The organism is Candidatus Pelagibacter sp. PS_28, from assembly GCF_059417885.1.
In genome coordinates this window covers 1,094,849-1,116,137 of record NZ_CM182070.1, presented here as the reverse complement: position 1 = coordinate 1,116,137, position 21,289 = coordinate 1,094,849, and the positions used below count along the sequence as shown (strand labels likewise).

21 protein-coding genes are annotated in these 21,289 nt (G+C 28.9%); 12 read left to right on the top strand and 9 right to left on the bottom strand.

Features of this window, described 5'->3' with window-relative positions:
• Positions 1 to 14: 14 nt before the first annotated feature.
• Positions 15 to 338: a 50S ribosomal protein L28 gene (rpmB, locus tag AC5SMR_RS06050; protein WP_006997702.1), complete on the top strand. Its 324-nt coding sequence runs from the start codon at positions 15 to 17 to the stop codon at positions 336 to 338.
• The gene (locus AC5SMR_RS06045; protein WP_018413597.1) at positions 338 to 892 is read left to right on the top strand and encodes a queuosine precursor transporter; all 555 of its coding nucleotides are present in this window, start codon (positions 338 to 340) and stop codon (positions 890 to 892) included. Before rpmB ends, AC5SMR_RS06045 begins: the two co-directional genes overlap by 1 nt.
• Here AC5SMR_RS06045 and speB read toward each other — a convergent pair.
• From speB to AC5SMR_RS06030, 3 genes are read right to left on the bottom strand one after another with little or no spacing between them, the layout of a single operon-like run.
• Complete coding sequence (speB, locus tag AC5SMR_RS06040) at positions 889 to 1,764, bottom strand: agmatinase (RefSeq protein ID WP_494576673.1); 876 nt, start codon at positions 1,762 to 1,764, stop codon at positions 889 to 891. The two genes, AC5SMR_RS06045 and speB, sit on opposite strands and share 4 nt — an antisense overlap.
• Before the next feature lie 2 nt (positions 1,765 to 1,766).
• On the bottom strand, positions 1,767 to 2,810 hold the full coding sequence (locus AC5SMR_RS06035; protein WP_271480731.1) for a 1,9-bis(guanidino)-5-aza-nonane synthase: 1,044 nt from the start codon (positions 2,808 to 2,810) through the stop codon (positions 1,767 to 1,769).
• Positions 2,810 to 3,988 carry a type III PLP-dependent enzyme gene (locus AC5SMR_RS06030; RefSeq protein WP_494576672.1) on the bottom strand — a complete coding sequence of 393 codons (1,179 nt, stop codon included), beginning with the start codon at positions 3,986 to 3,988 and terminating at the stop codon, positions 2,810 to 2,812. The genes AC5SMR_RS06035 and AC5SMR_RS06030 overlap by 1 nt, the downstream gene beginning before the upstream one ends.
• Before the next feature lie 148 nt (positions 3,989 to 4,136).
• Here AC5SMR_RS06030 and AC5SMR_RS06025 point away from each other — a divergent pair, with 148 nt between their 5' ends.
• A complete protein-coding gene (locus tag AC5SMR_RS06025) occupies positions 4,137 to 4,700 on the top strand; it encodes an ActR/PrrA/RegA family redox response regulator transcription factor (protein ID WP_494576671.1) in 564 nt (187 codons plus the stop codon).
• On the opposite strand, the gene AC5SMR_RS06020 is transcribed toward AC5SMR_RS06025, so the two are convergent.
• Complete coding sequence (locus AC5SMR_RS06020) at positions 4,693 to 5,244, bottom strand: biotin transporter BioY (RefSeq protein WP_494576670.1); 552 nt, start codon at positions 5,242 to 5,244, stop codon at positions 4,693 to 4,695. The two genes, AC5SMR_RS06025 and AC5SMR_RS06020, sit on opposite strands and share 8 nt — an antisense overlap.
• A 32-nt stretch (positions 5,245 to 5,276) precedes the next feature.
• The gene (locus AC5SMR_RS06015; protein WP_494576669.1) at positions 5,277 to 6,206 is read right to left on the bottom strand and encodes an ABC transporter ATP-binding protein; all 930 of its coding nucleotides are present in this window, start codon (positions 6,204 to 6,206) and stop codon (positions 5,277 to 5,279) included.
• Positions 6,207 to 6,256: 50 nt separating this feature from the next.
• Between AC5SMR_RS06015 and polA the strand changes: the two genes are divergently transcribed.
• Genes polA through AC5SMR_RS05980 form a run of 7 tightly spaced genes read left to right on the top strand, consistent with a single transcriptional unit; the run spans position 6,257 to position 14,754 of the window.
• A complete protein-coding gene (polA, locus tag AC5SMR_RS06010) occupies positions 6,257 to 9,031 on the top strand; it encodes a DNA polymerase I (protein WP_494576668.1) in 2,775 nt (924 codons plus the stop codon).
• A 50-nt stretch (positions 9,032 to 9,081) separates the two neighbouring features.
• Complete coding sequence (locus AC5SMR_RS06005) at positions 9,082 to 9,789, top strand: response regulator transcription factor (RefSeq protein ID WP_006997711.1); 708 nt, start codon at positions 9,082 to 9,084, stop codon at positions 9,787 to 9,789.
• The gene (locus AC5SMR_RS06000; RefSeq protein ID WP_494576667.1) at positions 9,789 to 11,327 is read left to right on the top strand and encodes a sensor histidine kinase; all 1,539 of its coding nucleotides are present in this window, start codon (positions 9,789 to 9,791) and stop codon (positions 11,325 to 11,327) included. The genes AC5SMR_RS06005 and AC5SMR_RS06000 overlap by 1 nt, the downstream gene beginning before the upstream one ends.
• A 43-nt stretch (positions 11,328 to 11,370) precedes the next feature.
• Entirely contained in the window at positions 11,371 to 12,657 is a 1,287-nt protein-coding gene (gene ahcY / locus AC5SMR_RS05995) for an adenosylhomocysteinase (protein ID WP_006997713.1), read from the top strand.
• A complete protein-coding gene (tsaE, locus tag AC5SMR_RS05990; protein ID WP_494576666.1) occupies positions 12,641 to 13,099 on the top strand; it encodes a tRNA (adenosine(37)-N6)-threonylcarbamoyltransferase complex ATPase subunit type 1 TsaE in 459 nt (152 codons plus the stop codon). The genes ahcY and tsaE overlap by 17 nt, the downstream gene beginning before the upstream one ends.
• A 3-nt stretch (positions 13,100 to 13,102) precedes the next feature.
• Positions 13,103 to 14,068, top strand: coding sequence for an aminoglycoside phosphotransferase family protein (locus AC5SMR_RS05985; protein ID WP_494576665.1), 966 nt, complete (start codon positions 13,103 to 13,105; stop codon positions 14,066 to 14,068).
• Complete coding sequence (locus AC5SMR_RS05980; RefSeq protein WP_494576664.1) at positions 14,065 to 14,754, top strand: sugar phosphate nucleotidyltransferase; 690 nt, start codon at positions 14,065 to 14,067, stop codon at positions 14,752 to 14,754. The genes AC5SMR_RS05985 and AC5SMR_RS05980 overlap by 4 nt, the downstream gene beginning before the upstream one ends.
• On the opposite strand, the gene AC5SMR_RS05975 is transcribed toward AC5SMR_RS05980, so the two are convergent.
• Positions 14,743 to 15,459 (bottom strand): 2,3-bisphosphoglycerate-dependent phosphoglycerate mutase, encoded by a 717-nt coding sequence (locus tag AC5SMR_RS05975; RefSeq protein ID WP_494576663.1) that lies wholly within the window; start codon positions 15,457 to 15,459, stop codon positions 14,743 to 14,745. The two genes, AC5SMR_RS05980 and AC5SMR_RS05975, sit on opposite strands and share 12 nt — an antisense overlap.
• A 49-nt stretch (positions 15,460 to 15,508) precedes the next feature.
• Here AC5SMR_RS05975 and AC5SMR_RS05970 point away from each other — a divergent pair, with 49 nt between their 5' ends.
• A complete protein-coding gene (locus AC5SMR_RS05970; protein ID WP_494576662.1) occupies positions 15,509 to 15,898 on the top strand; it encodes a VanZ family protein in 390 nt (129 codons plus the stop codon).
• Positions 15,885 to 16,484: a transglycosylase SLT domain-containing protein gene (locus AC5SMR_RS05965; protein ID WP_494576661.1), complete on the top strand. Its 600-nt coding sequence runs from the start codon at positions 15,885 to 15,887 to the stop codon at positions 16,482 to 16,484. Before AC5SMR_RS05970 ends, AC5SMR_RS05965 begins: the two co-directional genes overlap by 14 nt.
• Here AC5SMR_RS05965 and AC5SMR_RS05960 read toward each other — a convergent pair.
• From AC5SMR_RS05960 to AC5SMR_RS05950, 3 genes are read right to left on the bottom strand one after another with little or no spacing between them, the layout of a single operon-like run.
• Complete coding sequence (locus AC5SMR_RS05960) at positions 16,481 to 19,603, bottom strand: efflux RND transporter permease subunit (protein WP_494576660.1); 3,123 nt, start codon at positions 19,601 to 19,603, stop codon at positions 16,481 to 16,483. The genes AC5SMR_RS05965 and AC5SMR_RS05960 overlap by 4 nt on opposite strands.
• Positions 19,603 to 20,472 carry an efflux RND transporter periplasmic adaptor subunit gene (locus AC5SMR_RS05955; protein ID WP_494576659.1) on the bottom strand — a complete coding sequence of 290 codons (870 nt, stop codon included), beginning with the start codon at positions 20,470 to 20,472 and terminating at the stop codon, positions 19,603 to 19,605. Before AC5SMR_RS05955 ends, AC5SMR_RS05960 begins: the two co-directional genes overlap by 1 nt.
• A gap of 3 nt (positions 20,473 to 20,475) precedes the next feature.
• Positions 20,476 to 21,288 (bottom strand): rhodanese-like domain-containing protein, encoded by an 813-nt coding sequence (locus tag AC5SMR_RS05950; RefSeq protein ID WP_494576658.1) that lies wholly within the window; start codon positions 21,286 to 21,288, stop codon positions 20,476 to 20,478.
• Position 21,289 lies beyond the last annotated feature (1 nt).

Sequence of the window (21,289 nt, the reverse complement as noted above, 5' to 3'; positions counted from 1 at the left end):
AGTCACTAAATATTATGTCTAAAAAATGTGAATTAACTGGTAAAATTCCTATGAAAGGTCACAATGTTAGTCACGCTAACAATAAGACTAAAAGAAGATTTTTACCTAATTTAAAAAAAGCTAAATTTACAAGTGAACTTTTGAAAAGAAGCCTAACTTTAACCGTTAGTAATGCCGGGGTTAGAAGCGTTGATAAAAAAGGTACTTTTGATCAGTTTTTAAAGACTGTAAAAAATAAAAATATTTCGCCTAGACTAAAAAAATTAAAAAAAAGTATATTAATTAAATCACCTTTTATTAAAAAAGCACCAAAAGCATCTCCTAGTAAATCAGCTTAATGAAAAAGTTTTTTATACTACTCTCATTTATAATGGGAGTTGTTGTCTTAACTTCAAATTATTTAGTACAATTTCCAATCAATTATTATGGTTTAGAAGAAATATTAACTTATGGTGCTTTTAGCTATCCAGTTGCTTTTTTAATTACGGATCTGGCAAATAGATCTTATGGCAAGGTTGTAGCTAGAAAAATTGTTTATGTTGGTTTTATTATAGGGATTGTATTTACTCTTTTCTTTTCAACAAATTTTGCAGACTTAATTTCAGTTAGAATTGCTATAGGTTCAGGTATAGCATTTATGGTTGCACAGTTGTTAGATGTTCAAATTTTTGACTATTTAAGAAAAAAGAAATGGTTTGTTGCTCCATTAACTTCCTCGTTAATCGGGTCTACTGTTGACACATTTTTATTCTTCTCCATCTCATTTTATGCAACGGGAATACCATGGGTCACTTTATCTCTAGGTGATTTAGCTGTTAAAATATTTGTTGCTTTAGCAATGTTAATTCCATTTAGATTATTATTAGGAACTTTTAAAGCTTCAAAAGCTTAGTATAAAAATTTGTACGACAAGATTTTATAAGCAAGTTTAGCTACAAGAAAATTGTAAGAATTAAAACCTTTAATAGGTGAAAGCTCATTTATATCTGCACCAACAATATTAGAGTTTTTAGCAGCTATCCGTATGATATTTAAAGTTTCATCCCATAATAATCCACCTGGTTCAGGTGTGCCTGTTGCAGGCATTATGCTTGAATCTAAACCATCAACATCAAATGTTAAATAAACTGTTTTATTCTTTATCATTTTTTTAAATTTTTTTAGGTCCCATTTATTTTTGTCTTTTGCCCAAAAGATATTAATCCTAGATGAGTTTTTTTTTAAGAATGGTATTTCACTTTGAGATATATTTCTGATCCCAAATGAAATTATGGAAACATTTTTATGATCAAGACATCTCTTAATAGCTGAAGCATGTGAAAATTTTTCACCATTATAACTCTCTCTTAAATCTGCATGTGCATCAAAATGTAGTAAACATATATCTTTGTATTTTTTTACAAATGGAGCAATACATCCAGGTGTTATTGAGTGCTCCCCACCAAAAGTGATTGGAAATAATTTTTTATCTAATATTTCTTGATTTATATCAGACATCTTTTTAAGAGCTTTTTTAATGTCTTTATCAATTTTAAATGGTTTTAAAGTTTTAATCCCAATTTTTTTATAGGGTTCACAATATAATTCTTCATCATATAGCTCTACTTGATGAGATGCTTTGATGATTTCTTTAGGGCCATTACGAGTGCCACCACCATAACTTACAGTTTTTTCTAAACCAAATGGAACAACTACTACTTTCTCTTTAAAATTAACATCATTGTCAATTCCTAGAAAACCATTTTTATTAGAAAGATATTTCAATTTTATTTAAATATTTTTGAGAAGTTTTTTCTCGTTCTATTTTTCCAGTCACCTTTATGATAAGCATCGCTTGCAATCAAAGGAAGGACACTAGTTGCTTCTGCAAAAACCATTTGTTCTTTAGCAATATCTACTTTACCCCATGAGCTTGCCTCTTTTAATGTAGAGCTGCTGCAAGCACCATCCCTAGAATCTGCTACTGTAATTTGAACTGCATATTTATGCATCTCAACCTCTTTTCCTAAAAGTTCAGCACAGATAACAGTATCTTGAACAAAGTTTTTAGGTACTCCTCCACCAATCATAAATAAGCCAGATCCTTTTGATTGAATCTTTATTTCAGTTAATTCACGAAGCTCTCTAATAGAATCTATCGTAATATGGTTTTTAGGATTATTTTCTTGATGAGTGACCAATCCAAAACCAGCACTTGAGTCTGTAAATGCAGGACAAAAAATGGGAACATTATTGTCATATGCAGTTTCAATTAAAGAGTCTTTTTTTTTAGAATTTTTCTTTAAATATTTTCCCATTTCATAAATAAATTCTCTTGATGTGTAACTTCTAGGATCAAGTGTATCTGCTATTTCACATATTTTTTGATCACATTCCTGCAATTCATCTTCATCAATATATGTATCGTAAATTCTATCTATATAATTTTTTCTTAATTCAGTGTCATCTTGAAATTGTGAACCTTGATAATGTTTAAAACCTAAAGCTTCAAAAAAATCCATATCTACTATTGAAGCTCCTGTAGCAATAATTGCATCAACCATATTGTATTTAACTAAATCTTTATAAATATTCATACATCCCGCAGCAGAGGTTGAGCCAGCAAGTGTTAAAAAAATTGTACAATCCTTATCTTGAATCATTTCATTAAAAATATTGGCTGCATTTGCTGTTTCTCTTGAAACAAAAGACATTTTTTCCATTGAGGAAATTATCTTTCTTGCATCAAACGATGTAATATCTATGTGTTCAACTGGATTTTGTAAGAAGCTTTTTTTGCTATTATGAGTTAAATTTTTGTTTTCTGACATTAGGCAACTAGTATAGCCTTATTGCTGTCCTTACCATACATGGTCATTATTGGCTCATCTTCTACTTCATAAATCTCATTAGAATAAAAACCATTAAATTGAGTTCTAAAAGTTAGACCGTAGGCTCCAAGCTGACCTAGTTCAATATAATCATTTTCTTTAATATTATTTGGAAGTAAAAATGGTCCTTTCATGTAATCCATGCTATCGCAGGTGGGGCCATAAAAATTAAAAGCAGTTAATTTTTTTGATATTATTTTGCTAGATTTAATTAAACGAGATGGGTAAACCATATTTGGTGTACCAGCATCAAAAAGAGTTCCATATGTTCCATCATTTATATAAAGTTTTTGTTTTTTTCTAAGATTTACTCTGACAATTGTAGAACCACTTTCTGCAACTATTGCTCTTCCAGGCTCACATAATAATTCTGGAAGTTTTTCTAGTTCTAAATTAGTTAAACTTTTTTTTATTTCTTCAAAATAATTTTCTAAAGGTTGAGGTACTAAATCAGGATAGATTGCAGGAAATCCACCACCAATATTAATGTAATCAGGAATAATTTTTGTTTTTTTTATTATGTTTCCAATCTCTCCTATTCCTTTTGCATAAGAAATTGGGTGCATACATTGAGAGCCAACGTGAAAACTTAAGCCGATTTTTTTTGCATATTGTTTCGTTAGTCTTAATAAACCAGTAGCTTCAGAGGTTAAAACACCAAATTTTTTAGATAGATCTATTTCAGCATGTTCATTTGAAACAGCAACTCTTACAAATAGTTCAAGATCTTTTGCTTGATTGGTTGCTTCAATAATTTTTATTAATTCATCTTTAGTATCTAAAGAAAAAGCTTTAATATTGTAGTTAAAGTAAGCTTCCTTAATACTTTCTCTACTCTTAACGGTATGCATATATGAGCATTTTGCATCAGGGGAGATAGCTCTTATGTCTTTAATTTCTTGAATAGAAGCTACATCAAAGTTTTCAATTCCACTTTCTACTATTGTTTTTAAAACCTCAGGATGTGAGTTAGTTTTAACAGCATATAGAACTTTACCAGGAAATTTATTTCTAAAATAAGTGGAAGCAGACTGTATAGATTTTTTTCTAATACAATAAATAGGCTTTTCTGGTTTTAGTTGATTTATAAGCTCTTCAACTGTTTTAAATTTTTGCATTTCATATGTCCCCAAAAAAAATTTAATAAAAAAAAGTTCTTAAATACTTAAAAACTTTCATATAAATCATGCAATTAAGGTAATAGTTAATTAATGTAAAGCAAATAATGGGTGTTGAAATTATCCGATAAGGCACCATATTAATACTATGATTGAAGCAGCTAATTTAAAAAAATTAAGTGATTTTGATAATAAATCCTTATTAATCGTTGATGATGACAACCCCTTTAGAGACAGGCTTGCAAGAGCCATGGAAAAAAAGGGATTTGAGGTTTTTCAAGCTGAGGGTGTACAAAAAGGAATACTATCTGTTAAAGAGAAAAAACCAGCTTTTGCAGTTGTCGACCTAAGACTAGCTGATGGAAATGGACTTGAAGTAGTAAAGCAAATTCAAATTTCTAATCCAAGCAGTAGAATTATAATGTTAACAGGATATGGAAATATTCCAACGGCTGTTGCTGCGATTAAAGAAGGTGCAATTGATTACCTAGCAAAGCCAGCAGACGCAGATGATGTTGAAAAAGCATTACTAGCCGATCCAGAGAAAAAAGCTGAACCACCAGAAAACCCCATGTCAGCTGATAGAGTTAAGTGGGAACATATTCATAGAGTTTTTGAATTATGCAATAGAAATGTATCTGAGACTGCTAGAAGACTTAAAATGCACAGAAGAACGTTACAAAGAATTTTATCTAAAAGATCTCCTAGATAAATTTTCTAAATTTGATAATTTTTTTAGCCAATATAGCCAATAAGCAAATTTTAAATAATTCAGCTAATAAAAATGGTGTCACTCCTAATTGAAGAATTGGTTTATCCCATCCAATTAAAGTTCCCAACCAAATAGCTCCAAATACATAGATTGCAGAAACAGAAAATATTAATTTTCCAAAAATTATAAAAATATTTTTATTAAGATTTAAATAGCCTGCAAAAAAAGAAGCAAATAAAAATCCAATTAAATATCCCATTGTTGGACCAGTAAAATAAACTATTCCAATACCTTTTTCTGGTGAGTTAGAAAATACAGGCATACCTAGAATACCCTCCAGAAGATAAACAGCTACAGATGCCAGGCCAATTTTATACCCAAAAGCAATTCCTAAAAAAAGAACTACAAAAGTTTGCATTGTCATAGGCACAGGATAAAATGGTATTTTTAATTTAGCTGAAATAGTTAAAGCCATTGTTCCTATAAAAATTAGAATAAATGTTTTTAATACTTTTTGAATTGTATTTGTTTTTAATAGATCCATATCCACAAATTACTATTTATTAATGTGATAATCTAGTTTTTTATTAATCTTAAAAAAACATCCTCTAAATCACCGTCGTCAGTTGAAATATCTATAATTTTGACGTTATTTTTCTTAATTAAATTAATTAATTCTTCCATATTAATTTTACTTTTTTCATAAGAAACACAAACTTCATTATCTAAGTGTGAAACTATTTTTAAAGATTCTAGATCATCATCGTTAATATTTATCTTTATATCGGTTTTAAAGGTTACTTTTTTGGTTTGAATTCTATCTAATAAATTCTTAGTGCTGTCTAGAGCAACAATATTTCCTTTATTTAAAATAGCTATTCTTTGACACATTTCCTCAGCCTCCTCAAGGTAATGAGTTGTTAAAATGATTGTTACACCAAGTTCATTTAATAATTTTACATTTTTCCATAAATTTTGTCTTAATTCGACATCAACACCAGCCGTAGGTTCATCTAGAATAACAATTGGTGGCTGATGAACTAAAGCTTTAGCCATTAATAATCTTCTTTTCATTCCACCAGATAAACTTCTAGCATAGCTGTTAGCTTGTTTTTCTAAGGACACCAATTTTAGAATTGTATCTGTAATTCTGTCTTTTTCTTTAATTCCATAAAGGCCACCCTGTAATTCTAATAATTTTCTTGGGCTAAAAAATGGATCAAGATTTACTTCTTGAGGAACTATTCCAACTGAAGCTCTAACTTGTCTTGGGTTTTTATCTAAGTCAAAACCCCAGACACTTACTTGTCCTGCTGTTTTTACTACTGTTCCAGCTAAAATATTTATAAATGTTGTTTTCCCAGCACCATTAGGACCAAGAAGGCCAAAAATTTCTCCTTCTTTCACGTCTAAGTTTAAATCGTTTAATGCAAGGTTGTCCCCAGCTTGTTTGTTTGAATAAATTTTTTTTAAATTTTTAACAGAAAGTATATTTTTTTGCTCCATGCGTGGTAATACATTTATAGTATTTAAAATATTTAAGATAATATTATTTAATGGATAAAATAAAAAAAACAGATCATTTTTATTTAATAGATGGTTCAGGTTACATTTTTAGAGCTTATTATGCATTACCACCCCTAACTAGAAAAAGTGACGGTCTTCCAGTAGGTGCAGTTAGTGGATTTTGCAGTATGCTATTTAAACTATTAGAGGATTCAAAATCAAATGAAAATCTTCAAAAGCCAACACACTTTGCTGTAATATTTGATGCTGCTAGAAAAACTTTTAGAAATGAAATTTATTCAGATTATAAAGCTAATAGATCAGAAGCCCCAGATGATTTAGCACCACAGTTTGAATACATAAGAAAGTCTGTAGTTGCTTTTAATTTACCATCTGTAGATCTTCCAAATTATGAAGCAGATGATTTAATAGCCACTTATGTAGAACAAATTTTAGCAAAGGGTGCAAAGGTGACAATAGTCTCTTCAGATAAAGACTTAATGCAATTGTATAGAAAAGACGTTCGTATATTTGATCCTATGAAAAATAAATTTATAACACCTGAAGATATAGTAACTAAATTTGGAGTGGGCCCAGAAAAAGTTATTGATGTTCAATCCTTAGCTGGAGACAGTAGCGATAATGTTCCAGGTGTACCTGGGATAGGTGTAAAAACTGCAGCAGAACTGATTAATAAGTATGGAACCCTAGAAAAATTATTAGATAACGCTCAAGAAATAAAACAAAATAAACGAAGAGAAACACTTATAGAGAACAAAGATAAGGCGATAATTAGCAAAAAATTAGTGACACTAATGAAGGATGCTCCAGTTGAAAGAAAGTTAGAGGAATTTCATCTAAAGAAGATAGATAAAGATAAACTATATAAATTTTTAAGAGAAATGGAGTTTAATAGACTTCTTAGTTCTGTCATTTCTGCATATGGAGAACCACTGTTAGAAGAGACAGCAAAAGAGACAAAGCCTGAAAAAAAACATCAAAATATAAGTAAAAAAAATTATCATCTAATTACAAATGAAAAAGAAATAGATGAGTGGATTAACGAAGCAGAAGAAACTGGAGAGCTAGCAATTGATACAGAAACTAGTTCTTTAGATGCACATCAGACTGATTTAGTGGGAATTTCATTAAGCACTAAAATTGGCAAGGCTTGTTATATTCCAATTGGTCATAAGTTTAAAGGATGTTTAAAAAAAGAAACTGTAATTAAAAAACTCAAACCACTTTTAGAAGACAAGAGTGTAAAAAAAATTGGTCAAAATATTAAGTTTGATTTTATTGTCTTATATAAACAGGGAATAAATATGAATTCAATGGAAGATACAATGCTGATGTCTTATGTATTAGATGCTGGAAAAAATAGACATAATATGGATACCTTGTCTGAGATTCATCTTCAGCATAAAACAATTTCATTTAAAGAAATTGTTGGTACAGGTAAAAAAGAAATAAACTTTAGTGATGTAGAGCTAGATAAGGCAATGGAGTATGCTGCTGAGGATGCTGATATTACTTACAGATTATACAAAATATTTAGTAAAAATTTAAAATTAGAGAAATTAACTAATATTTATGAAATCTTTGAAAAACCTTTAATTAAAATACTAGCATTTATGGAAATTGAAGGAATTAAAATTGATAATAAATTTTTAAAGGTTTTGTCTGAAAAATTTGAAAAAAAAATAAGTAAACTAGAAAAAGAAGTTTTTAAAATTTCAAAAAAAGAATTTAATATTGCATCTCCAAAACAATTAGGTGAAATTATTTATAATGATTTAAAAATTGCTGTACTTAAAAAAACTAGAAAAGGTAGCTTTGCCACAAATGCAAGTGTATTAGAAGACTTAGCATTTAAAGGCCATGAATTTCCAAAATTAATTCTAGATTGGAGACAAGTGTCCAAGCTTAAAAACACTTACTCAGATGCTTTACCTGAACACATTAATCCAAATACTAAACGAGTTCACACATCATTTTTATTGGCAGCAACAACAACAGGAAGATTGGCATCCAGTGATCCAAACCTACAAAATATTCCTATTAAATCAGAGGATGGTAAGGATATAAGAAAAGCCTTTATAGCAGAAAAGGGCTTCACATTAATATCTGCAGATTATAATCAGATTGAAATGAGAATTTTAGCTGACTTGGCAGAAGTTAAGGAGCTGAAAAAAGCGTTTAATAACAATGAAGATATTCATTCTCTTACAGCAAGCCAAGTATTTAATGTTAATATTAAAAAAGTAGACCAAGACATGAGAAGGAAGGCTAAGGCTATTAATTTTGGAATAATTTATGGTATTTCACAATATGGACTTGCAAAACAAATCAACGTTTCAAATCATGAAGCAGATGAATTTTTAAATGCTTATTTTTTAAAATTTCCCGAAATAAAAATTTATATGGATAATACAATTAAGTTTTGCAGAAAAAGTGGATATGTAACCAATATTTTTGGTCGAAGATCTCACTTTAATGGAATTAATGATAAAAATTTCAATGTAAGAAATTTTCAAGAAAGAGCAGCTATTAATGCTCCTATTCAAGGATCAGCATCAGAAATCATGCGACTTGCAATGATTAGACTTAATAAAAGATTTGAAAGCATTAAAAATAATAAATCAAAAATATTATTACAAATTCATGATGAGTTAATTTTTGAGGTTCCAGTAAAAGAAGTTAAAAATATAACTGAAATAATCAAGGATGAAATGACGAGTGTTACAGAAAGTGATTTACACACTTTTTCAACACCATTGACGGTAGACGTGAATACAGGGGACAATTGGGGAATACTTCATTAATTTATCTCCATTGCCTAAATTAGAACAATTTAGTATTTTTAAAGTAGAATATGCAAACCCAAACAATAGCTCTTATTGATGACGATAGAAATATACTCACAAGTATAAGTATAGCTCTTGAAAAAGAAGGCTTTAAAGTTCAAACTTATATTGATGGAGAAAGTGCTTTAATTGGGTTAACTAGAAATCCACCAGACCTTGCTGTTATAGATATAAAGATGCCAAAAATGGATGGTGAAGAGCTTTTAAAAAAGTTAAGAAAAAAAACTTCCTTGCCTGTAATTTTTTTAACTTCAAAAGATGATGAGATAGATGAATTATTAGGTTTAAAATTGGGCGCAGATGATTTTATTAAAAAGTCAGGAGGTTTTTCTATTAAAGTTTTAATAGAAAGAATAAGGGTTCAACTTAGAAAAAAAGATATTAACAATAATCTTGAAGACACAAAAAATATTATTTCGCATGGGAAGCTAAAACTTGACCCTTCACAACTTGAATGTGAATGGGATAACAAGCAATTACCAGATAAACTAACTACTACAGAATTTTTAATAGTTAAAGAATTAGCAAAGAGACCGGGAATAATAAAAGAAAGAGCTCAGCTTATGGACATTGCCTATCGAGAAGATACTGATATTGAAGATAGAACTATCGATAGTCATGTTAAAAGAATTAGAAAAAAATTTAAAAAAGTTGATCCTGATTTTACAGCTATAGAAACAAGATATGGCAGTGGATACAGATGGAACGTTAGTTAATGTTCAGTAATTTTCTAAAAAGTTTATCTATATTAAAAAAATTTTTATTCATAAATTTGGTTATTTTTTTAATTATAGGAATTTTAACAGCACTTTACATTAGTAATGCAAAACCTAATTTAATAAAAAATAAAACTTCCAAACATGTTCAAATAATTAACAATACAATTGAGCATATTTTAAGGTTAAATATAAAATTTGAGGAAGAAGATATTAGAAAATTTTTATTTTCAACAAGATTTTTATTTCAAAATTTAGATAGAGTTATCTTATTTGATAATCAATTTAATTTAGTGGGTGATACTGATACGCTAGATTTAGACCCAAGATCCTTTTCTAATCGACTAGATATAGTTGAGCTAGAAATATTAGACGAAGAAAAAAGCAAAAAAATTGTTGAAACAAAAAATATAAATAAAGAAAAAACCGTTTCATTCAAAGATGTTCTTACTAATTATTCGTGGTCAAAAGATTATGGAAAGCCCTTTACTTTTACACAGGAAGGCTATGATCAATTTTTACTAACAACAGTTAAAAACATAACACTAAATGGAGTTAATATTGGATACCTAGCAATTTCAGAAAATGCTAATGACGTAAAATCTGCTATTGATGAAAGAAAAACATTTATTCTAAGAACAGCAATATTTATAATTATAGTAATATTTATATTCTCTTTTGTTTTAAATAGATATTTTCTAAAACCTATTAAGAACTTAGTAGCGTACACAAAAATTATAAAAGAAAAGGGCAAAAAAAAAACAAATATTAATGAACTTAAAAGTAGAAATGACGAGCTAGGAACTTTGTCAAATTCTTTAGATGATATGACAAGTGAACTTCAAAAAAGAATTTCACATGCAGAAAATTTTTCAACTGATCTTGTTCATGAGATAAGAAACCCCTTAACATCATTAAAAAGTGCTTCAGAAATATTGAACGAGACTGATGATCAATCTCAAAGAAGTAAATTAATTAGCATTCTCAATCATGATGTTCAAAGAATTGAAAGATTGATCACTGATTATTCTCAAATACTAAAAGATGAGGTTGCATTAAGTAAAGAAAAAATGAAAAAAATTAATCTCAAATTAATTGCAAGATCTGTAGTAGATGATTTTAATAATATTTATGAAGCAAAAAGAGGGATTAAAATAATGTTAAATGATCAAAATGATCAAGAGGAATATTTTATTAATGGAATAGAAAATAGAATTGAGCAAATTATTGCAAATTTATTAGATAATTCAATTTCATTTAGCGATGATAACAAAAAAATCTTAGTTGAAATTTACAAAGGAGATAAGGATAAAATTATTTTTAAAGTTATTGATGAAGGTAAGGGATTTAAGGAAACAGATACAAAAAAAATATTTAATAGATTCTATAGTAATAGACCTGATACCTTTGGCGAGCATTCTGGTTTAGGTTTAAATATAGTAAAAAACCTTGTTGAACTCCATAGTGCTACCATTAATGCCTCAAACAATGTAACGCAAGAAGGTGCAAATGTTGAGATTGTCTTCCCTAAAGTTTAATCATAAGTTGATTAATTAAATTTTTATTATATAAAACTGAGCAATGGATGATTTTAAAGTTAAAGATATATCGCTAGCAGACTTTGGAAGAAAAGAAATTTCAATAGCTGAAAGTGAAATGCCTGGTCTAATGGCATTAAGAGAAGAATATTCAGGAAAAGCACCCTTAAAAGGAGCAAGAATATTGGGATGTCTTCATATGACAATTCAAACAGCGGTTTTAATTGAAACTTTAGTAGAGCTTGGAGCAGAAGTTAGATGGTCTTCTTGTAATATCTTTTCAACACAAGATCATGCTGCTGCAGCAATAGCTAAAGCAGGAATACCAGTTTTTGCTTGGAAAGGTGAAACTGAAGAGGAAGCTGTATGGTGCATAAGACAAACAATAGAAGGTAAAAAAGACTGGAAAGCAAATATGCTATTAGATGATGGTGGTGATTTAACTGCAATGATGCATAGTGATTACAAAGATTTGTTAAAAGAAGTAAAAGGTGTTTCAGAAGAAACAACAACTGGAATTAAAGCATTAAATAAAATGGAAAAAGATGGAACATTAATGATTCCAGCAATTAATGTTAATGACTCAGTTACAAAATCCAAATTTGATAACCTATATGGTTGTAGAGAAAGTTTAGTAGATGGAATTAGAAGAGCCACAGATGTAATGATGTCTGGTAAAGTTGCAATTGTAGCAGGCTTCGGGGATGTTGGAAAAGGTAGTGCTGCATCTTTAAGGCAAAGTGGTGCTAGAGTGATGGTTACAGAAGCGGATCCAATTTGTGCACTCCAAGCAGCAATGGAAGGCTATGAAGTAGTTTTAATGGATGAAGCTATAAGTAAGGCAGATATTGTTGTTACTGCTACAGGTAATATAGACATTGTTACTGCAGATCATATGAGAAATATGAAAGATAGAGCAATCCTTTGTAATATTGGACACTTTGATAATGAGATTCAAGTAGAAGCCTTAAAAAATTATAAATGGACAGAAGTAAAACCAGAAGTTGATGAAATAGAATTAGTTGATGGAAAAAGAATTATTCTTTTAGCCAAAGGTAGATTAGTAAATTTAGGTTGCGCAACTGGACATCCAAGTTTTGTAATGAGCGCATCATTTACAAACCAAGTAATGGCACAAATTGAACTTTGGCATAATCATAAAAATTATGAAAATAAAGTTTATGTATTACCAAAATCATTAGATGAGAAAGTAGCAATGCTTCACTTAAAAAAAGTAGGGGCTAAACTTACGAAACTATCAAAAGACCAAGCTGACTATATAAGTGTTGAAACAGAAGGTCCATTCAAACCAGATGCTTATCGCTACTAATAGCGAAAAAATAGATATCACCCTAGAAGATAAAACATCTGAGCTAGCTAAAAGTTTTTCAAGAACACTACAAAAAGGAGATGTAGCTTATTTTCATGGAGAAATAGGGGTTGGCAAAACCACATTTATAAGACACCTCATTAATAATCTTCAACAATTAAATAAAATCAATTTAACCGAAGTTACTAGTCCTACCTTTAATTTGGTAAATGAATATGATGTTGGAAATTTTATAATACAGCATTATGATTTGTACAGGTTGACTGACTATAGTGAGATAAAAAACATTGGTTTATTTGAAAATAGAGAAGAAGTTGTGACATTAATTGAATGGCCTGAGAAAATACAAGAAACTATTGATTCCAAAATTGATTTACATTTTGAATACAATGATGATTTAAATAAAAGATATTTAACAATTAAGAAGGTTAAAAATAAATAATAGATGTTGCAAACTAATGATAAATTAAAAAAAATTAAAGGCGACGCATCATTTAGATTTTTTTATAGAAAGTCATCATCAAAAAAAAAATCAATCATAGTTTTTGCCTCTAAGGAAAAAGAGAAAAATTTGCTAATATATGATGCAATAAATAGTCTTCTAATTAAAAATAAAGTTTTAGCACCTAAACTTTATAACGAAAATTATAAAAAAAATTATATAGAAATTGAAGATTTTGGAGACGACTCAGTTTTTAGTTTATTAAAAAAAAATAAAAACCAAAAAGAAACTCTCTATAAAAGATCTATTGATTTACTTGCAGAGATTCAAAAAATTAAACAAAATCGATCTAAAAACTTTAAAGGTAAAACTTATAAAATTCCTATTTATGATAATGTTAAATTATTCAATGAGGCAAATTTATTTTGTGAATGGTATGCAAAAAAATTTGTAAAAAAAAATAAACTAACCAAGTTTAAAATTGATATAAAAAAACAAATTAGGTTTTTATTAACAAACCTTCAATCAAAAGAAAAAGTTTTAGTTCATAGAGATTTTCATGTATCGAATTTAATGAAGTACAAAAATAAAATAGGAGTTATCGACTCGCAGGATGCTTTAATTGGAAACAGGGCTTATGATTTAGCTTCGCTAATTGATGATGTTAGATTTAAAACAGATAAAATATTTAAAGATAAAATTTATCGTTATTATCTAAAATTGAATAAAAAAAGAGTTAACAAGGCTACGTTATTAAGTGAATTTGAAATATTATCCATTCTAAGAAATATGAAGATCATTGGAATATTCACAAGATTGGCCATGAGAGATAAGAAAAAGCAATATTTGAAATTAATTCCCTACGCTTGGAGGTTAATTGAATTAAGAATTTCCAACAATAAAAAATTTTCTGAGCTCAAAAGCTTATTAGAGCTCAATTTTTCCAAAAAAATAAGAAATCAGAAATGAAGATTAAAACTGCATTAATTTTATGTGCTGGATATGGTAAGCGCTTAAACCCAATAACACTGACAACCCCGAAGCCTCTACTAAAGATAAACGAAATAACTTTATTAGAAAATTGTATTAATTTAATACATTCATTGGGAATTGATAAAATTTTAATTAACACATTTTACCTAAGTGAAAAAATTGAACAATTTCTTAAAAATAAGAAATTTAATTTAGAAATTAAAATAATAAATGATGGCTTAAATATTTTAGATACGGGCGGTGGAATTTTAAATTTAATAAATTTATCTGATGAAACAGATTTTATGATATTTAATCCAGACACCGTATGGAATGAGAATTATAAAAAATATATTAAAGATATGGAGAAATTTTATTTTTTAAATAAAGTTAAAAATATACTTTTATTAGCTAATGAAAACTTGAGTTTTGACAAAAATTTGAAGGGTGATTTCAATCTGAAAAAAAATATTATAAAAAAGGATGAACTTAATCACTTAATTTATACAGGGTGCCAAATCTTAAATAAGAGTTTATTTGATTCTTATGAGGTAGGTAATTTTTCCATTTCAAATATTTGGAATAAATTAATTGATAAAGACGATTTATATGGTTTTGAGAGTTTTGAAGACTTTAGACATTTAACAGATCTCAATATCTACAAAAAATTATTAAAAAACTAACAAGTCCTTAGCTCTATCTTGATCTAGGTAAGAACATTCTTTAATATTTTGCTTCGAATCTAAATTTATCAAAAGTGGATTGCCTGTTGGTATTTCGAGTAATGTTATCCTTTGATTGTCTAATTTAAATAAAAATTTGCATAACGCCCTTATAGAATTCCCGTGAGCTGAAATTAAAATATTTTTATCATTTTTTAGTTTCATTTGAATTTCATCAATATAAAATTTCATTACTCTATCGTAGGTATCTTTAAGGGACTCGGTGTCAGGAATATTTTCTTTTGGAATGCTTTTATAAACTCCTATATTTAATGGGTGATATGGATTGTTTCTATTTAATGGATCTGGTTTAATATCCCAAGATCTTCTAAAAGCATGTATTTTATCTTCACCAAGCTTTTCTTTCATATCATCTTTATTTAGCCCTGTTAAAGCTCCATAATGTCTTTCATTTAATTGCCAGGCTTTAACTGTTTCTCTTTTATCTCTTAATGTGTCCTGAATAAATTTTAGTGTGTTGATAGCCCTTAACTGAAATGACGAATAAAAATAATCAATATCAATTTTAGTTTCCTTAATATACTCTCCAGCCTTGCAGGCCTCTAATTTACCTTGCCCTGTGAGGTCAACATCAACCCAGCCTGTAAATCTTTTCTCAAGATTCCATTCACTTTGACCATGTCTTACTAAAATTAAATGAGCCATTTGATATATTCTGATAACTGATAAAAGAAATAAAATAAATAAGATTATTATGAATAAGTTAAAAAACTTTTTTAGAATTGGGTTTTATTCTTCAAATATCATATTGATAATATTTTATTTATACCCAGGCAGTATTCTTGGATGGTTTTTGTATAATGATCGTTATACACAACCTCAAATTACCAAAGATTATATAATTTCATCAAACCATTTCTATGCTTTTATTTTACTTACAAGCTTAGGAGTACTTTCTTTTCATAATACTAAAAAGATTAATTTTTTAAGTGTTTATTTATTTCTATTATCAATTTTTTTAGAACTATTTCATATTATTATTCCAAATCGTGGATTTGAGATGAGTGATTTATTTGGAAATATTGTGGGTGTAATATTAGTAATACTTATCTATAAGATTATAATTAGGAATGTCAAAACTTAGAAATCATTTTTCAATACTATTAATTATTTTTATTGCTGGCTGTTCCTCAATACCTCAAAACACTTCAAATAGTTGCTCAATTTTTAATGAAAGATACCTTTGGTATAAACATGCCAAAAAAACTGAACAAAAATGGGGAACCCCAATTTATATTCAGCTAGCTATAATTAAGATGGAATCAGACTTTGATTGGCTAGCTAAACCTCCAAGGCAAAAATTATTTAAGATTATACCATTTAAGAGACCCTCTAGCTCATTTGGATATTCACAAGCAGTAAAGGGAACTTGGGAGCAGTATAAAAATGAAACTGGAAATAAATTAGCAACAAGAACAAGATTTAAAGACAGTGTAGATTTTATTGGTTGGTATACCGACAAAACTGAATCTCTTTTAAAAATTTCTAAGAAAGATGCCTTTAGACAGTATCTAGCGTATCATGAAGGGTGGGGTGGTTATAAAGATTATAAGAATAATCAGAAAGTTATAGGTTTAGCTAAAAAAGTAGAAAAACAATCTAATAAATATAAATCACAATTACAAGATTGCCAGAAAAGATTAAATAAAAATAAATATATTATATTTTAACGAAGTTGTTTTTTTAGCTCAATATCAACAGCGTCAATTCGTTTCGTATTCTTTGCTAATACCAAATACATGGTTGGCGTTACATATAATGTAAAGAATGTTGATATAATCATTCCTCCCAGAATAGTTGCACCGACTGCTAATCTTGAAGCTTCACCTGCGCCTGGCCCAATATTTCCTATAACCAACGGCATCATTGCTATCATTGTGCTTATTGACGTCATCATTATGGGTCTAAATCTTAATTGACAAGCTTCCTTAACAGATGTTTCTATATTTTTTCCAGCTGTTCTTAACTGATTGGCATAATCAACAATTAGAATACTATTTTTAGTTGATATTCCAATTAGTATGACAAGCGCTATTTGTGAGAAGATATTAATAGAACTGTTCAAGAATAATATAAAGACCAAGCCTCCAAACAAAGCAAGTGGAACAGTTAACATAATAATAAATGGATGAATAAATGAATTAAAGGTTGCAGCCATTACTAGGTACGCAGTTAGAAATGCTAATCCAAAAATAATAAATAGTTCATTACTAGTTTCTTTTATTTCTTCTGATTTACCTTTCCATGCAATTTGATTAGAGGAGCCAATTTCTTCCATTGTTTCTTCTAAATATGCAATTGCTTCTGTAAGTGTATAAGATTCTGATATATTTGCTGATATTGTTACAGCTCTCTGCCTGTTATATCTTGCTAATTTTTTTGCAGATCCAATTTCACTGAACTCTACTAAATTTGATAAAGAGATAAGTTTACCAGAGCTTTCAGATCTAACAAATATTTTGGAAAGGCCTTCTTGCGATCGTCTATCTGCCAAGTATTGTTGAAGTATAATTGGGTATTCTTTACCAAGTCTATTAAATTTTGTTACAGTTTTTCCACCATAAAGAGTTTCTAAGGTTTTGCCAATTGAGTCTGTAGACACACTTAAATCTTTAGCCTTATTTTTATTAATTATTAATTTAACTTCTGGTTTATCTCTAGAATAGTCAGATTCTATTCTAGATAAATTTTTATTTTGTCTTAATTTATTGATAACTTTAGACTGTATTTCCTCTAACTCCTCATAAGTACTGCCCAATATAACCATTTGAACAGGTTTATTGTAACTAGAAACTCTAATAGATTGAGGTGATATTGGAAAAGCTACTGTTTCAGGAACAGTCACAATTTTTCCAATTGCTTCTCTCATTATTGTTTGTGAACTTTTATCTCGTTCAGCCCATTCATCTAATAATGCAATTATTATAAAGCTATTAAAAGAATTTTTATTGCTACCAAAGCCTGGCACTCTCATTATAAATCTTTTGTATGGACTATCCTCAGCTTGAAGAAGAGGAATTAACCTTTTTTCAACATCTTCTGCTCTTTTTTCAGTATATTCAAAAGAGCTTCCTTCATCTGTAAATCCTAGAACAAGATAAACCCCTCTATCTTCTAAGGGTAATAATTCTTTTTTTGTAATATTAAACAAAACACCAGAAATAATAATAGTGAAGACTATAAATGAAATTATGATTTTTTTCTTATTAAGCCAATACCCCAATGTTTCTTCATAAAATTTTAAGAATGATTTAAAAAATTTATCAAATTTAGTGACTATAAAATTTTGTTTTGGCTGTTTCTTTAAAAACTTACTTGCTAACATAGGTGATAGTGTAAGAGCAACAAAAGAAGACACCACAACAGAAACAGATAATGCTATGGCTGTTTCTCTAAATAATGTTCCTGCAATTCCATCAATGAAAATTAAAGGAATAAAAACTGCAACTAGAATTAAAGTTGTTGCAATGATTGCAAAGCTGATTTGTTTTGATCCTTTATAAGCTGCAACTAATGGGCTCTCTCCATTTTCAATTCTTCTATAAATTGCATCTGTCATTATGACCGAGTCGTCAGTAATTATTCCAATTGCTAAAATAAAACTTAATAAGACAAATATGTTTATTGATAAACCAAACAAATAAAGACCCAAAAACGATGCTATTAAGCTTACAGGTAGTGCAACTGCTGGTACAATTACAGCTTTTATATTACCTAAGAATAAATAAATAATTATAACCACAAGAATAAAAGCAATGATTAAAGTTTTGTATACTTCATCGATAGCAGTGCCCACATATGTTGCCCTGTTAAAAGCCACTTCTATATTTAAATCATCTGGTAATGTTTTTTTAACCTCATCTATTTTTTTATTTATTTCTTTAGAAAGCTCTACAGTTGAAGCGCCACTTTTTGCGTAAATACCAATTCCAACTGTCTTTAAATTCAAGGCATCTTTACTTTGGGCCTTAAAAAGATTTTTTTCTGAAACTGGGCCAAACTCAATATTGGCAATATCCGAAAGTCTTACGACACTATTTATGTTTTTTTTAATAGGTAATGTCTTTAATTTTTCTATATCATTATATGACTTATCTAAATTTAGTATCAAATCTATGTTGGTAGCTTCTAATGTTCCTGCTGGCAGACTTACATTTTCTTTTCTTAAAGCTCCCTCAACTTCTTGAATAGTTAAATTGTTTGCAGCTAGTTTAATAGGATCAATCCAAACTCTTACACTTAGATCTCTTAAACCACCGGTTCTAATAGTTCCTACGTTCTTAACACTTGAGAACTGATCTACTAAATATCTCTCGACATAATCTCCAAGCTCTAAATCACTCCAGGTTGCAGAAGATACAGCCAGCCACATAGTGGTTGAAAATCCTGCTGATTGTTTAAGTATTTGAGGTGCTGCTGCTTCACTTGGCAATCTATCGACAACTCTTGCAACTCTTTCTCTTATATCATTAGCAGCATTATCTAGGTCTATATCAGGATTAAATTCAATATTAATTGAACTGCTCCCATTTTCTGATGTTGAGTTAATATTTTTTATTCCTTCTACTCCACCTATTACATCTTCTATTACTTGTGTTACTTCCTGATCAATTATAGGAGCTGATGCAGATTTGTAGTCTACTTTAACTTGAACTACAGGTGGTTGTAAGCCCTCAGGCAGTTCTCTTACTGGCAATTGTGAAAAAACAAATATTCCAAAAACAATTAATATAAGAGACATTACCCAAGCAATAACTGGTCTTCTTATACTTACGTCAGTTATAAACATTATTTTTTAATTGGTTTAATTTTGCCTCTTGGTCTAACTTTTTTTAAACCCTCAGCTACAATATTATCTCCATTAGCTAAACCTGAAACTACTTCAATAAAACCAGAGTCTCTTATTCCAATAACAATTTCAGCTTTATTAGTCACATTATCTTCTGCAACTTTATAAACATAAGTTTTGTTACCTTCCATGATTAAACTTGTATCTGGAATACTCATGGAATTTCTCTCATTATATTTAACAATAATCTCCAAAAGAGAACCTGGTAAAATTTCAAAATTATCATTTTCTAATTTTATTCTTATAGCTAATGATCTTGTATCCACATCAATCCTGCCAGCTGTTGAGTCAACAACACCTGAATAAATTTTTTCACTATTACCTGAAAATTTAACATCAACATTTAAATTTTCTCTAATAAAACTTGCGTAAAGCTCAGGAATATCTACATCTACATAAATTGTCGAGGTATCTTCTAGTTGTATTAAAAGTGAACTTTCAGAAACTTTAATATCATTTGAAAAATCCCTTTTAGTCACCACTCCATCAAAAGATGCTATTAAATTTCTAGTTTTTAATTTTGTTATTAAATCACCTTTTTTCAATTTTCTATTGAATTCTATTGGGTTAACTATTTCATATTTTTCAATTTTGTATGATTTAGTTCTAAAAGGAATTGCTGCTCCATAAGTTGAAACTTTTTGAGAGAAATTTTTTGCTACAACTTCAGTTACTATTATTCCTGGAGGAGGTCTTTTGCTAAATTTTTTTTTAAAATGATTTCCTATCATTGTTCTTCCAACAATTACTATTGTAATAATTAAAAAGAAGGCAAGGATTGCAGTTCCGATTTTTGTAGATCTTTTCATATTTTAATTTTTTCCATATTCACTCCATGATCCGTCGTAAATAGTAGGCATATATTTATTATCTATTAAGGAATAAGCAAGAGCCAAAACTGAAGCGGTAACACCAGAACCACATGTAAATACAATGTTTTTGCCCATCTCATATCCTGTTGATTTAAACTTTTCATGAATCTTTTCTTTACTAATAAATGTATGATCTTGATTTATAAGTTCAGAGAAGGGCAGACAAAAAGATTTTTTGATAGAGCCACTTCGCAATCCTTTTCTTGGCTCAGGAACTTTACCCTCAAATCTTTCTAAACTTCTTGCATCAATAACATTAAAATTGTTTTCTAAAATATTTTTGTTAATTTGGTTTATATCTTTTACTAACTCTCTTTTTTCATTTGCAATATAGTTAGAGGGAATAATCTTAATTATATCACTAGTGGTTGCTTTATCTTCCTTGATCCATTTTTTTAATCCACCATCTAATACATGGACTAATTCTGGATTGTGACCAAAATAGATAAAATTATACCAACATCTACACGAACTAATTACATCTGAATTATCATAGATAACTATTTGATCATCATTTTCAATTCCCATGCCTGACACAATATTTTCCCATGACTTAGCATCTGTTAACATATGAGGTAGATCGATATCTTTTTTAGAATTTTCATCTAAATCAAAAAAAATTGCATCTTTAATATGATTTTTTTTATATTCATCAAAACCATTACGTTCTGTCTGAGGCATGTGCCATGAGCAATCAATAATTTTTACTTTATCTAAATTTTCTTCTAACCAATTTGTTTCAACTAAAGACATA